Origin of the sequence: Elioraea tepidiphila DSM 17972 (assembly GCF_000378465.1) — a bacterium.
GTDB lineage: Bacteria > Pseudomonadota > Alphaproteobacteria > Acetobacterales > Acetobacteraceae > Elioraea > Elioraea tepidiphila.
In genome coordinates this window covers 42,836-55,854 of the sequence record NZ_KB899919.1, presented here as the reverse complement: position 1 = coordinate 55,854, position 13,019 = coordinate 42,836, and the positions used below count along the sequence as shown (strand labels likewise).

Here is a 13,019-nt window from a genome sequence, read left to right as displayed (position 1 = left end):
CCGCGCGACGCCATGCCGGCCCAGGGAGATGACGATGCCTCACTCTGATCGTTTCGCCCCCCGGCTGCTCGCGGCAACGGCGGCCGGGCTTGTGCTGGTGGCCGCGTGGCATGCCATCCCGCTCATGCAGATCGAGCTGATCGCCTCGCGGGCCGAGCCGCGCACGGTCACCCCGCGCGGCGATCTCGCCGCCGACGAGCAGGCGACCATCGCGCTGTTCGAGGCGGCGCGGGATTCGGTGGTGTTCATCGCCACCGTGCAGCGCGTGGTGGACCCCTGGACGCGCAATGCCTTGCAGGTGCCGCGCGGCACGGGGTCGGGGTTCCTGTGGGACCGCCTCGGCCACGTCGTCACCAACCATCACGTCGTCGCGGGGGCGAGCGGCGCGACAGTGCGCCTCGCCGACGGGCGTGCCTTTGCTGCCACCCTGGTCGGCTCCAGCCCGGCGCACGATCTTGCGGTGCTGCGGATCGGCCTCGGCGCCGACCGCCCGGCGCCGCTGCCGGTGGGGACGAGCCATGACCTGCGCGTCGGCCAGAAGGTGTTCGCGATCGGCAACCCGTTCGGGCTGGACTGGACGCTCACGACCGGCATCGTCTCGGCGCTGAACCGCGAATTGCCGACCGACACGGGCGGCGCGATCGAGGGCCTGATCCAGACCGACGCGGCGATCAATCCCGGCAACTCGGGCGGGCCGCTGCTCGACTCGGCGGGTCGGCTGATCGGCGTGAACACCGCGATCTTCAGCCCCTCCGGCGCCTCCGCGGGCATCGGCTTCGCTGTCCCGGTCGATACCGTCAATCGTGTGGTGCCGCAGCTCATCGCCACCGGCCGCTATGTCCGCCCGGCCCTCGGCATCCGCGTCGAGCATCAGCTCAACGCCGCGCTGGCGCGGCGCTACGGCATCGAGGGGGTGTTCGTGCTCGAGGTGGAGCGCGGTTCGCCGGCCGCGCGTGCCGGTCTTCGCCCTGCCAGGCTCGGCGGCGACGGCGCGTTCGAGCCGGGCGACGTGATCGTCGCCGTGGACGGGCGACCGGTGGCACGCGTGGCGGATCTGCTGAATGCGCTCGACCGCTTCTCTCCCGGCGCGGAGGTCACGGTGACGCTGATGCGCGACGGGCGGAGGATGGACGTGCAGCTGGTGCTGGAGGCGGGACGATGACGGACGACAAGGCGCCGCCCTCGGGCCGGGCGCTCTGGCGGCGCCTCGATCTCTACGAGAAGTTCGAGCACGCCGTCATTCTTGTGCTGACGACCCTGATCGCCGCGATCATCCTCGCCGCGCTCTGGAACCTGCTGCTGCGCGTGGTGGCGCTGGCGGCATGGCCCGACCTGTTCGATCCGACCGATCCGGTCGTGTTCCAGACCGTGTTCGGCGCGATCTTCACCGTGATCATCGCGCTTGAGTTCAAGCGGTCGCTGCTGGTCGCGACGGAGCGGCGCTTCGGCGTGGTGCAGGTGCGCGTCGTGGTGCTGATCGCCATGCTCGCCGTGGTGCGGAAGGTGATCATCCTCGACCTGAACGACACCGAGCCCGGGAAGATGTTCGCGCTCGCGGCGGCGATCCTCGCCCTCGGCATCGTCTACTGGCTGGTGCGCGATCAGGACCGGCGCGAACGGATCGGCCGGACGCAGGACGGCTGATCCCGGGCCGCCAAAGGTTTGACCTTTGGCGGCCCGGGATCGCGCGCAGGGCTGGTGTGGCGGCTGCGCGCCAAAGGAAACCTCATACCCGGCGCACGAAGGTGAAACCTTCGTGCGCCGGGTATGAGCCCGCCGGATCAGCGCCAACCCTCGGCGATCCGCACCACGCCGGCTGCGATCAGCGCCTCGATCTCGTCCGCACCGAACCCGGCCTCGGCCAGCACCGCGCGCCCGTGCTCGCCCACCTTCGGCGCATCGAGCCGCACGCCCGGGCGCTCGCCGTCGAGCGCGATCGGCAGCGCCGGCAGCTTGGCCTTGCGCCCGTCCGGCAGCGAGATCGGCAGCAGACCGCCCGAGGCGTTCAGGTGCGGATCGTCGAACAGCTGCTCGGGCCGCACGATCGGGGCGAAGGGCAGGCCCATCGCCTCGAACCGCGCCGACAGCGTCGCCGCGTCGAACACGCCGAGCCGCTTCTGGAGTTCGGGGATCAGCCAGTCGCGGCTCTGCACCCGCCCCGTGTTGGTGGCGATGCGCGGATCGTCAGCGAGGTCGGCGAAGCCGAATTCGCGGCAGAACACCCCCCATTGCGTGTCCGTCACGACGCCGACGAACACCTTCTCGCCGTCGGCGGTGGCCATGATGTCGTAGACGCCCCAGGCGGCGACGCGCACCGACATCGGCTTGAGCGGCTCTCCGGTGATCGCGTGCTGCGCCATGTGCTGGGCGACCAGCATCACCGTGTTCTCGAACAGCGAGGCGGCGATGTGCCGCCCGCGCCCCGTGCGGTGGCGCTCGTTCAGCGCGGCGAGGGCGCCGATCGCGCCGAACATCCCGCCCATGATGTCGTTCACCGACGAGCCCGCGCGCAGCGGCTGGCCGGGCGGGCCGGTCATCCACGCGAGCCCGCCCATCATCTGCACAACCTCGTCGAGCGCGACGCGATGCGCATAGGGCCCGTCCTGGAACCCCTTGTGCGAGACATAGATCAGGCGCGGATTGAGCTGCGACAGTGCCTGCCAGCCGAAGCCGAGCCTGTCGAGCGCGCCGGGGCGGAAGTTCTCGCTGAACACGTCGGCAGTCGAGACGAGCTTCAGGATGGCGTCGCGGCCGCGCGGATCCTTCAGGTCGATCGCGATCGAACGCTTGTTGCGGTTTGAGATCGGGAAGAAGCCGGCACCGGCCCCCACCAGCCTGCGCGTGTTGTCGCCCTCCAGCGGCTCGACCTTGATCACGTCGGCGCCCAGATCGGCGAGCACCAGCCCGCAGGTCGGGCCCATCACCATGTGGGTCATCTCGACGACGCGGATGCCCTCGAGCGGCAGCGGCGCGCTCATGCGGCGCGCTTGACCTGGTGCAGATGCCCGTGCAGCGCCTCGCCCGGCAGCGCCTCGGCGAGGATCGCGCGCGCGCGCAACAGACCGTCGAGATCGACGCCGGTGCGGAGCCCCATCTCCTCGAACATCCAGACGAGGTCCTCGGTCGCGGCATTGCCGGAGGCGCCGGGTGCGAAGGGACAGCCGCCGAGACCGGCGAGCGCGCCGTCGAAGGCGCGGATGCCCGCCTCGTAACCGGCGAGCGCGTTGGCGAGCGCGCGGCCGCGCGTGTCGTGCAGATGGAGCGCGCCGAGCCGGTCGCCGACGGCTTCGCGGGTGCGCTCGATCAACCGCTTCACCTGGCGCGGATTCGCCATGCCGACCGTGTCGGAGAGGCAGAGATCGTCGGCACCCGCGGCGACCAACGCCTCGGCGAGCCGGATGACGTCATCCTCGGGCACCTCGCCCTGCATCGAGCAGCCGAAGGCGGTGGAGATGCCGACCTCGACTGCGGGTCGATGCGGGGCGGCGCGGGCGAGTTCGATGATCCGGCGCACCTGCTCGACCGCCTGGAGCGGTTCCATGCGCACGTTCGCAAGGCTGTGCGCGCGCGAGGCCGAGACCGGCACGGTGAGCTTGTGGGCGCCGGCTTCGATCGCGCGTTCCGCGCCCTTGGCGTTCGGCACCAGCGCGACGACGACGATACCGCGGAGGGTCAGGGCCTGGGCGACCACCTCGGCGGTGTCGGCGAGCTGTGGCACGAGGTCGGGCCGGACGAACGAGCCGACCTCGACCTCGGGCAGCCCGGCGGCGGCGAGGGCGGCGATCCAGCGATGCTTGTCGGCCGTCGCCATGGTGGTCCTGGCGTTCTGCAGCCCGTCGCGGGGCCCGACCTCGCAGATGATGATGTCGCGGTCCATGCCGCGACCCTACCCCGGTGCCGCGCGGAACGGGATAGGGGCGCGTTTCCGCCGCGCCGCGGGCCGCTTACCTCCCGCCCAGGACGCGCTGCGCCCGCTCGGCCAGATCGAGCACGGCCTCGGACTCCGGTGCCCGGCGGACCAGTTCGTTCAGTGCATCCATCAGCCGGGCGGCCCAGGCGCGCCTTGCCTCCTCCGGCGCGTCGGGCGCGGGATGCGCGCCGAGCACGGCCAGCGCCTCGCGCGCGCTCTCGGCGGCAACCCCCTGCAGCCGTGGCGCGATCGCTTCGAGACCCTGGCGCACGGCCGCGAGGCCGCCGACGGGAAAGGCGGTGCTGAAGGTCATGGTCGGGCCGATCGCCGGTCCGTTCGCCGCCTCGATGCCGATGCGCCCGCCGGTCGGCGGCGCATCGCGCAATTCGAGCCCGCCCCAGACCAGCGCCACGTGCCCGGCTGCCTGGAGCTCTGCAATGAGCCCCGGCAGTGCGGCCCGCTCGATCGCGATCGCATCCGCCAGGCTCTCGACCGCCGCCGTCGAGAGCCGCGTCCCGTCGCGCTTCGCCTTCAGCCGGAGCGCGCCGAGCAAGAGGGTCGCCTGATCCATCGCCTGGTCTCCTTGCGCGCGAAAGGATCGCTAGCGTAACCCAAAGAAGCTGCAGCGGCGTGCGGATCGTTCTCCTAGGACAGCGCCAGGGGCGGGTCGGGGATGCGACAACCGGCCCGTGTCATCCGGTCCGTCCCGAGTCCTGCGTCCGCGTCACGCGACCATCGTCGATTTTTCGTTTGCACGTCCGACTCCTGAGGCGCAGAAGGCGCGGTCGCGACGGAACAGGACGGAGTCGCCCGAGTCGATGCTCACGGTCCGGATCATTCCCTGCCTCGACGTCAAGGACGGACGGGTGGTGAAGGGCGTCAACTTCGTTGACCTGCGCGACGCCGGCGACCCCGTCGAGCAGGCGCGCATCTACGACGCGGCCGGTGCCGACGAGCTCACCTTCCTCGACATCACCGCCTCCTCCGACAACCGCGACACCATCCTGGACGTGGTCGCACGCACCGCGGCATGCGTGTTCATGCCGCTCACGGTCGGCGGCGGCGTCCGTTCGGTCGAGGACATCCGCCGGCTGCTGCTGGCCGGTGCCGACAAGGCGTCGATGAACTCGGCCGCAGTCGCGCGCCCGGAGCTGATCAACGAGGCGGCGCGGAAATTCGGCAGCCAGTGCATCGTGGTGGCGATCGACGCCAAGCGCGCCGCGCCCGGCCACTGGGAGGTGTTCACCCATGGCGGACGGCGCGGCACCGGGCGGGACGCAGTCGCCTGGGCGCGCGAGGCGGCCGAACGCGGCGCCGGCGAGATCCTGCTCACCAGCATGGACCGCGACGGCACCGGCGAAGGGTTCGATCTCGAACTCACCCGCACGGTCGTCGAGGCCGTGTCTGTGCCGGTGATCGCCTCGGGCGGCGTCGGCCGGCTCCAACACTTCGTCGACGGCGCGCGCGCCGGTGCGACCGGCCTGCTGGCAGCGAGCGTCTTCCACTTCGGCATGTTCACGATCGCCGAGGCGAAGGCGGCGCTGGCGGCCGCGGGGCTGCCGGTGCGCCCCGTCCCGGCCCTGGCGGCGTGAGGCGAGAATGGGCAAGGCCGCGAAGGATCTGAAGAAGCCTGCTGCGCCGGGCGCCCTTGACGCGACGATCCTCGATCGGCTCTACGCCACCGTCGAGTCGCGCAAGGGCGCCGACCCGGCCCTCTCGCATTCCGCTCGCCTGCTCTCGCGCGGCACCGCGAAGGTGGCGCAGAAGCTCGGCGAGGAGGCGGTCGAGGCGGTGATCGAGGCGACGCGCGGCAACCGCGACGGCGTGATCGCCGAGAGCGCCGATCTGCTCTACCACCTCATGGTCGTGTGGGTGGACGCCGGCATTCGCCCCGGGACGGTCTGGGCCGAGCTGGAGCGGCGCCAGGGGGTCAGCGGCATCGCCGAGAAGGCGGCGCGCGCCCAGCCGGTGCTGCGCCGGCTGCCGGGCACCAAGAAGGTGTGGTAGGCGAATCGCGCCGTCGATCCGCCGGAGCCTCGCCATGCCTGTCAGCGGCCTGCCGCCCTACGATCCCTCGAACATCTTCGCGCGCATTCTGCGCGGCGAGATCCCGTGCAGGAAAGTCTACGAGGACGACGTCGCCCTCGCCTTCCACGACATCAACCCGCAGGCACCCGTGCATGTGCTGGTCGTGCCGAAGGGGCAGTACGTGTCGATGGCGGATTTCTCGGCCAACGCCTCGGATGCCGAGATCGCCGGATTCTGGCGCGCCGTCGGCAAGGTCGCGAAGGACCTGTCGCTTGAGGCGTCCGGCTATCGCGTGCTGACCAACATGGGCGTGCACGGACACCAGGAGGTGCCGCATTTCCACGTGCACATCTTCGGCGGACGCAATCTCGGGCGGATGGTGCCGCCGGCCAAGGACTGATCCGTTCCGCGCCGAGGCGTGACCGTTTCGCAGACGGGATCGCCCGCAGGACTGGTTTGGCGATCGCGCGCCGAAGGATCGCCGAGCGCCGGGGAACGGAACGGCCCCCGCGTGCGCCGCGGGGACCGTGCCGTTGACGGCTCCGCTGGCGCGTGATGCTCTCGCCGCAACACGACAGGGAGGATCATTCATGCGTCTGCGATTTGCTGCGGCGATCTGCGCCGCGATGCTGGCTGCCGGACCGGCGCTCGCCCAGGGCGACATCTGCCCCGAGCGCACGATCCGCTTCATGGTCCCGTTCCCGCCCGGCGGCAGCACCGACGCGCTCGCCCGGCTCATCCAGCCGCGCATGAGCGAGCTGCTCGGCCGCACCATCGTAGTGGAGAACCGCGGCGGTGCCGCCGGCTCGATCGGCACCGCGGCAGCGGCGGCTGCACCCGGCGATGGCTGCACCGTGCTGTTCGTGTTCGACACCCACGCGACCAACCCCACGCTGATCCCGAACCTGCCCTTCGACACCAGGCGCGATCTCGCGCCGCTGATGCTGGTCGGCACCAATGCGATGGTGGTCACCGCGCATCGCTCGACCCCCTATACCGACTTCCGCCAGGTGATCGCCGAAGGCAAGCAGCCGGGCAAGGAGCCGCCCTACGGCACGATCGGCAATGGCAGCCTCGCGCATCTGGCGATGACGCAGCTCCAGAAGCTCGGCGGGTTCGGCATGACGCATGTGCCCTATCGCGGCGGCGGCCCGCTGGTGCAGGACGCCGCGGCCGGCAACGTGCCGCTGGCGATGGCGACGATCGTGGTGCTGCGACCGCAGATGGACGCCGGCGCGATCCGCCCGCTCGCGATCACCGGCGCCGAGCGCCATCCCGGCCTGCCGAACACGCCGACCATGCGCGAGCTCGGCTTCGAGGGGTTCGCGGCCTATGCCTGGTGGGGCATCCTGATGCCGTCGCGCACGCCCAAGCCCATGCAGGCGCGCATGCATGCTGCGCTGACCGACGCGATCGGCCAGCCCCAGGCGCGCGAGCGGCTTGCCGGACTCGGCATGGACCTGCGCATCTCCGACCCCGAAACCTTCGAGCGGTTCCTCAACACCGAGATCGACCGTTGGGCGCAGGTGATCCGCGAGAACAACATCACGCCGGACTGAGCCGCAGCCCGGGTTCGTTCCCGGCAATCAGACGCGGACGAACCCGACCGTCTCCTCGACCTCCGCCAGCACAGGTGCCGCGAGCGCGCGGGCGCGCTCGGCACCGCGGCGGAGGATCGCCTCGACGGTACCGGGATCGCCGACCAGCCTTCGCATCTCGGCCGCGATCGGGCTGAGGCTCGCCACCAGCAGGTCGGTCAGCGCCGCCTTGAAGGCGCTGAACGGCTTGCCGCCGTGCTCGGCCAGCACCGCGCCGTGATGCATGTCGGTCAGCGCCGCATAGATACCGACGAGGTTGCGCGCCTCCGGGCGGCCCTCCAGCCCCGCCTCCTCCGACGGCAGCGGCTCGGGATCGGTCTTGGCCCGGCGCACCTTCAGCGCGATCGCATCGGCATCGTCGGTCAGGTTGATGCGCGACTGGTCGGAGGCATCCGACTTGCTCATCTTCTTGGTGCCATCACGCAACGACATCACCCGCGCGGCGGGGCCGAGGATCAAGGGCTCGATCATCGGGAACACCGCGCGGCCGAAATCGTGGTTGAACTTCTGCGCGATGTCGTTGGCGAGTTCGAGATGCTGCTTCTGGTCCTCACCGACCGGCACGCGCGTCGCCTTGTAGAGCAGCACGTCGGCCGCCATCAGGTTCGGATAGGCATAGAGGCCGACCGAGGCGTTCTCGCGGTCCTTGCCGGCCTTCTCCTTGAACTGCGTCATCCGGTTGAGCCAGCCGATCCGCGCCACGCAGTTGAAGATCCAGGCGAGCTGCGCGTGGCCCGGCACGGCGGACTGGTTGAACACGATGTGCTTCTCGGCATCGATGCCGCAGGCGACCATCGCGGCCGCGACCTCGAGCGTCGCGCGGTGCAGCTCGGCAGGCTCCTGCCAGACGGTGATCGCGTGCATGTCGACGACGCAGAACAGGCACTCGTGGTCGTGCTGCAGCTTCACCCAGTTGCGCAGCGCACCGAGATAGTTGCCCAGGTGCAGGTTGCCGGTCGGCTGCACGCCAGAGAAGATGCGCGGAAGCGAGGCGATCATGGATCGGTCCTTGTGGAGGGGATCGGGGGCGGCGTGATCGGGCGGGAATGGCCCGCCGTCAAGCCCGCCGGCGCAGATAGCTGCGCAGCTCGCCGATGTCGGCCACGCGCAGGGCAAGCGCGGCAAAGCCGAACACGGCCGTCGCCAGCGCGATCAGCGTGCCGAGCGCACCCCAGCGATAGCCCTGGGTGCGGAACAGCGTGTCGAACACGAACTCCTCCGCCACCCAGATCGTGACGCCCATGATCGCCGCCGCCGCGACCAGCCGCGGCAGGAACGCACGCAGCCGCGCATCAGGGGCAAGCCGCCCCTGCCGCCACAGCCATGCCCCGAGCGCCAGCGCGTTGACCCACCCGGCGATCACGGTGGCGAGCGCGATGCCGACATGCACGAGCGGCCCGATGAGCGCGAGGCAGAGCGCGATGTTCAGCACCACGCAGATGATCGCCACCTTCACCGGGCTCGCCGTGTCGCCACGGGCGAAGAAGCCCGGCGCGAACACCTTCACCAGCACATAGGCGGGAAGCCCCAGCGCATAGACCGCGAGCGCGGCCGCGGTCGCGGCGACGTCCCCCGGTCCGAAGGCGCCACGGCCGAACAGCACATGCACGATCGGCCAGGCCGCGACGGCGAGACCGACCGCAGCCGGCACGGTCAAAAGCAGCGCGAGCTCGATCGCGCGGTTCTGCGTCGCGAGCGCGGCCGCGCCCTCGCCCGCCCTCACCTGCCGCGAAAGCGCGGGCAGCAGTGCGGTGCCGACGGCGGTGCCGATCACGCCGAGCGGCAGCTGGTTCACCCGGTCGGCGTAGTAGAGGAACGCGATCGAGCCCTGCGGCAGGAACGAGGCGATGATCACGTCCACCATCAGGTTGATCTGCGTGACGCCGGCGCCGATCGCGCCCGGCCCCATGCGCCGGAGCAGCAGCCGCACCTCGGGTGTCAGGCGCGGGACAGGCAGGCGGAGTGGCATCCCGGCCGCGGCCACCGCCCAGGCGAGCAGCACGAACTGAAGGATTCCCGCCGCCGCGACGCCCCAGGCGAGCCCGTGCGCGACCGGCAGCGCCAGGAGCGGCGCGAGTGCAAGCCCACCGATCAGCGCGACATTGAACAGCAGCGGCGCGGCCGCGGCGACGGCGAAGCGATCGAGCCCGTTCAACACGCCCGAGAACAGCGCGACAAGGCAGATCAGCATCAGATACGGGAAGGTGATGCGCGTCAGTTCGACGGCAAGCGCGAACCGTTCCGGGTCGCGGAGGAACCCCGGCGCGAGCAGCGTCATCGCCTCCGGCATGAAGACGATCGCCGCGAGCGTCAGCAGCGCGAGCGTCGTCAACAGCACCGAGAGCGCGCCCTCGGCGACGCGGCGCGCCTGCTCGCGCCCTTCCGCGGCGAGGCTGCCGGCGAACAGCGGCACGAAGGCGGCCGAGAACGCGCCCTCCCCGAACAGGCGGCGGAAGAAGTTGGGCAGCTTCAACGCGACGAAGAAGGCATCGGCCGCCGGACCCGCGCCGAGCGCGGCGGCGATCAGGATGTCGCGGATGAAACCGAGCACCCGGCTCGCGGCAGTCCAGGCGCCGACCGTGAAAACGTTCCGAATCATGAGTGGAAACGCCGCCCCTCAGGCGGCCGCAGGATGCGCCCCGGACGCCTCGCCTGGCGCGTCGAGCGCGGCGAGCAAAGCCTCCTTCAGGCTCGCGAGCTTGCGCTCGTTCTCGATCTTCAGGCCGAACACGTCCTTCACGTAGAACACGTCGACCGCGCGCACGCCGTAGGTGGTGACATGGGCGGAGGCGATCTGCACACCCTGCTCGCTCATCGCCGCGGTGACGTCGTGCAGCAGGCCCGGCCGGTCGCGCCCGTTCACCTCCACCACCGTATGCGTGGCCGAGGCGTGGTTGTCGATCACCACACGTGGCGGCACATGGATCGCGCGGGTGCGCGGGAATGGGGGACGCGCCTTCCGGATCTCCTCGGCGATGCGCAGCCGCCCCGACAGCGCCTGCTCGACCAGCACGCTCATCCGCGCGATGCGATGCGGCGCGTCGAACGCGCCGCCGGCGGCATCCTGGATCCAGAACGTGTCGAGCGCCATGCCGTTGGTCATGGTGTGGATGCGCGCGTCCACGATCGAGGCGCCGGCGACCGCGAGCGCGCCCGCGATCTTGCTGAACAGGCCGGGATGGTCGGCGGTGTAGACCGTGACCTCGGTCACGCCGCGCTCGGGCAGGACCACGGTCTTGATCGAGAGCGCTTGGCCGGCTGCCTCGGCGTCGCGGACCAGACGCGCGTGGCGCAGATGTGTCTCGGGATCGAAGCCGAGCCAATAGGCCGGATAGCCGAGGGACAGGAACGCCTCGCGGTCGGCTGCACTCCACCCCTCCGCCTCCAGCGCGGCGGACGCGGCCTGGCGGGCGCGAGCGACGCGCGTGTCGCGCTCGGGCACGTTGAGCCCGCCTGCCAGTACCTCGGCGACGCGCCAGTAGATCTCGCGCAAGAGCGTCGCCTTCCAGTTGTTCCAGATCTTCGACGACACCGCGCGCATGTCGGCGACCGTGAGCGCCATCAGGAGGCGCAGCCGCTCCGGGCTCTGCACGAGTTCGGCCAGGTCAAGAATGGTCTTGGGATCGTCAATGTCGCGCTTGAACGCGGTCTGGCTGAGCACGAGGTGGTGCAGCACCAGCCAGGAGACGGTCTCGGTCTCCTCGGCCGACAACCCGATGCGAGGCCCGAGATCCTGCGCGATCGCCGCGCCGAGTTCGGAATGATCACCACCGCGGCCCTTGGCGATGTCGTGCAGCAGCATCGCGACATAGAGGGCGCGGCGCGATTGCACCTGGCCGATCAGCGCGGTCGCCACCGGTGCGATGCCGGCGAGTTCGCCCTGCTCGAGCTGGTTGAGCACGCGCACCGCCTCGATCGTGTGCTCGTCGACGGTGAACACGTGGTAGGTGTCGAACTGCATCTGCCCGACCACGCGCGCCCAGTCGGGGATGAAGCGGCCGAGGATGCCGGCGAGGTTCATCACCTTCAGCCACTGCGCGCTGTCCATCTTCGGCGAGGCGACGAGGTCGAGGAAGGCGGCGTTCGCTTCCGGATCGTCGCGCAGCCTGGCCGCCACCCGTGCCTCCTGCACCAGCGCGCGCAGCGTCAGCGGATGCAGCTCGCGGCCGGTGTCGCGTGCGGCCTGCAGCACGCGGAACAGCAGGATCGGCTCGGCGGCGAAGCTGCGCCCGGGTGCGAGCACCAGCTTGCCGGCTTCCAGCGCGAAGCCGCGCGCGGCGAGGGCGGGCGGCGCCTCCGGCGCGAGCGCGGGCGGGCCGAGCGCGCGCCGTTCCACCACCGGCTCGATCGTCAGCGTCAGCCGGCGCACTTCGCGCGCGGTCAGGAAGTAGTGCTTCATGAAGCGTTCCACCCCCTGCACCGCGCCGTGGCGCGTGTAGCCCATGGCCGCGCCGATCACCGGCTGGAGGTCGAAGGTGAGACGCTCCTCGGCGCGACCCGTGGTGTAGTGGAGATGGAAGCGCACCGACCAGAGGAACTCGGCGGCGCGGCGCCAGGCGCGCACCTCGCCCTCCGTGATCAGCGGCCCGCCCGGCAGCGCCGGGTCGGCCGCGTCCTCGAACCGGGCGATGCCGCTGGTGTGCCGCATCATCCAGAACAGGGTCTGCAGGTCGCGCAGCCCGCCCTTGCCGTCCTTCACGTTGGGTTCGAGCAGGAAGGCGGAATCGCCGTACTTGCGCTGCCGGTCGGCCCGCTCGGCGCGCTTGGCGGCGAAGAACGCGGCCGCACCCTGGCGCGCGCAATCCTCGCGAAAGCGCCCGGCGAACTCGTCGAACACCGGCCGGTCGCCGGCGAGGAACCGCGCGTCGATCAGCGAGGTGCGGATGGTCTGGTCGTTGCGCGCATGGGCGATACACTCGTCGATGCTGCGCGTCGCATGTCCGACCTTCAGCCCGAGGTCCCAGAGGAAGTAGAGCATGAACTCCACCACCTGCTCGGTGCGTGGCGGTTCCTTCCAGGGTGTCAGGAACAACAGGTCGAGATCCGAGAAGGGGGCGAGCACGCCGCGGCCGAAGCCGCCCGTGGCGGCGAGCGCCAGCGCCTCGCCGGCGGACTCGACCCCGGGCGGATAGACCACGCGCGTGGTCCAGCGGTGCAGCAGCCGGACCGTCTCGTCCATCCGCTGGGCGAGCAGGCGCGCCGCGTCCAGGCCCGACAGCCCCGCCTCGAACCGCGCCTTGGTGTCGGCCTGGACGCGGCCGAGATGCCGGCGGAACAACGCGAGCGCCTCGTCGCGCGGCGGATTGGCGCCGTTGCGGGGCAGGCCAGCGAGCTCGGCGGCGAGCGTGTCGGCATCCGCCGGCGGGGCCGCTCTGCCCCGTCCGGCGGCGGAGGGAAGCCCGCCGACAGCTTGGTCCATAGGCCAGTCTAACCGCATTTCGCAGCCGCGAAGAAGGGGGGACGCGGCGGCCGGCCGCGGTGGC

12 protein-coding genes are annotated in these 13,019 nt (G+C 71.0%); 6 read left to right on the top strand and 6 right to left on the bottom strand.

Going from position 1 to position 13,019, the window contains the following annotated elements; genetic code table 11:
* Nucleotides 1-34: 34 nt before the first annotated feature.
* Together F563_RS0109375 and F563_RS0109370 are read left to right on the top strand one after the other, a co-directional pair.
* Nucleotides 35-1,162 carry a S1C family serine protease gene (locus F563_RS0109375; RefSeq protein WP_019014410.1) on the top strand — a complete coding sequence of 376 codons (1,128 nt, stop codon included), beginning with the start codon at nucleotides 35-37 and terminating at the stop codon, nucleotides 1,160-1,162.
* On the top strand, nucleotides 1,159-1,644 hold the full coding sequence (locus F563_RS0109370; protein WP_019014409.1) for a phosphate-starvation-inducible PsiE family protein: 486 nt from the start codon (nucleotides 1,159-1,161) through the stop codon (nucleotides 1,642-1,644). Before F563_RS0109375 ends, F563_RS0109370 begins: the two co-directional genes overlap by 4 nt.
* 137 nt (nucleotides 1,645-1,781) lie before the next feature.
* Here F563_RS0109370 and F563_RS0109365 read toward each other — a convergent pair whose 3' ends face one another.
* The 3 genes from F563_RS0109365 to F563_RS0109355 all read right to left on the bottom strand — a co-directional run bounded on the left by F563_RS0109365 (nucleotide 1,782) and on the right by F563_RS0109355 (nucleotide 4,481).
* Nucleotides 1,782-2,978, bottom strand: a complete 1,197-nt coding sequence (locus F563_RS0109365) for a CaiB/BaiF CoA transferase family protein (protein ID WP_019014408.1) — start codon at nucleotides 2,976-2,978, stop codon at nucleotides 1,782-1,784.
* Nucleotides 2,975-3,877 (bottom strand): hydroxymethylglutaryl-CoA lyase, encoded by a 903-nt coding sequence (locus F563_RS0109360; RefSeq protein ID WP_019014407.1) that lies wholly within the window; start codon nucleotides 3,875-3,877, stop codon nucleotides 2,975-2,977. The genes F563_RS0109365 and F563_RS0109360 overlap by 4 nt, the downstream gene beginning before the upstream one ends.
* A 67-nt stretch (nucleotides 3,878-3,944) precedes the next feature.
* Nucleotides 3,945-4,481: a hypothetical protein gene (locus F563_RS0109355; protein WP_019014406.1), complete on the bottom strand. Its 537-nt coding sequence runs from the start codon at nucleotides 4,479-4,481 to the stop codon at nucleotides 3,945-3,947.
* 247 nt (nucleotides 4,482-4,728) lie between these two features.
* Here F563_RS0109355 and hisF point away from each other — a divergent pair, with 247 nt between their 5' ends.
* From hisF to F563_RS0109335, 4 genes are all read left to right on the top strand, one after another.
* Nucleotides 4,729-5,502: an imidazole glycerol phosphate synthase subunit HisF gene (hisF, locus tag F563_RS0109350; RefSeq protein ID WP_019014405.1), complete on the top strand. Its 774-nt coding sequence runs from the start codon at nucleotides 4,729-4,731 to the stop codon at nucleotides 5,500-5,502.
* A gap of 7 nt (nucleotides 5,503-5,509) precedes the next feature.
* Nucleotides 5,510-5,917, top strand: a complete 408-nt coding sequence (locus tag F563_RS0109345) for a phosphoribosyl-ATP diphosphatase (RefSeq protein ID WP_019014404.1) — start codon at nucleotides 5,510-5,512, stop codon at nucleotides 5,915-5,917.
* Nucleotides 5,918-5,951: 34 nt separating this feature from the next.
* Nucleotides 5,952-6,338, top strand: coding sequence for a histidine triad nucleotide-binding protein (locus tag F563_RS0109340; protein WP_019014403.1), 387 nt, complete (start codon nucleotides 5,952-5,954; stop codon nucleotides 6,336-6,338).
* 190 nt (nucleotides 6,339-6,528) lie between these two features.
* A complete protein-coding gene (locus F563_RS0109335; RefSeq protein WP_019014402.1) occupies nucleotides 6,529-7,497 on the top strand; it encodes a tripartite tricarboxylate transporter substrate-binding protein in 969 nt (322 codons plus the stop codon).
* Between the two features lie 27 nt (nucleotides 7,498-7,524).
* Here the strand turns inward: F563_RS0109335 and trpS are convergent, their stop codons facing one another.
* Genes trpS through F563_RS0109320 form a run of 3 tightly spaced genes read right to left on the bottom strand, consistent with a single transcriptional unit; the run spans nucleotide 7,525 to nucleotide 12,955 of the window.
* Nucleotides 7,525-8,535 (bottom strand): tryptophan--tRNA ligase, encoded by a 1,011-nt coding sequence (gene trpS / locus F563_RS0109330; protein ID WP_019014401.1) that lies wholly within the window; start codon nucleotides 8,533-8,535, stop codon nucleotides 7,525-7,527.
* A 58-nt stretch (nucleotides 8,536-8,593) separates the two neighbouring features.
* The gene (gene murJ / locus F563_RS0109325; protein WP_019014400.1) at nucleotides 8,594-10,135 is read right to left on the bottom strand and encodes a murein biosynthesis integral membrane protein MurJ; all 1,542 of its coding nucleotides are present in this window, start codon (nucleotides 10,133-10,135) and stop codon (nucleotides 8,594-8,596) included.
* An 18-nt stretch (nucleotides 10,136-10,153) separates the two neighbouring features.
* A complete protein-coding gene (locus tag F563_RS0109320; protein WP_019014399.1) occupies nucleotides 10,154-12,955 on the bottom strand; it encodes a [protein-PII] uridylyltransferase in 2,802 nt (933 codons plus the stop codon).
* Between the last annotated feature and the right edge of the window lie 64 nt (nucleotides 12,956-13,019).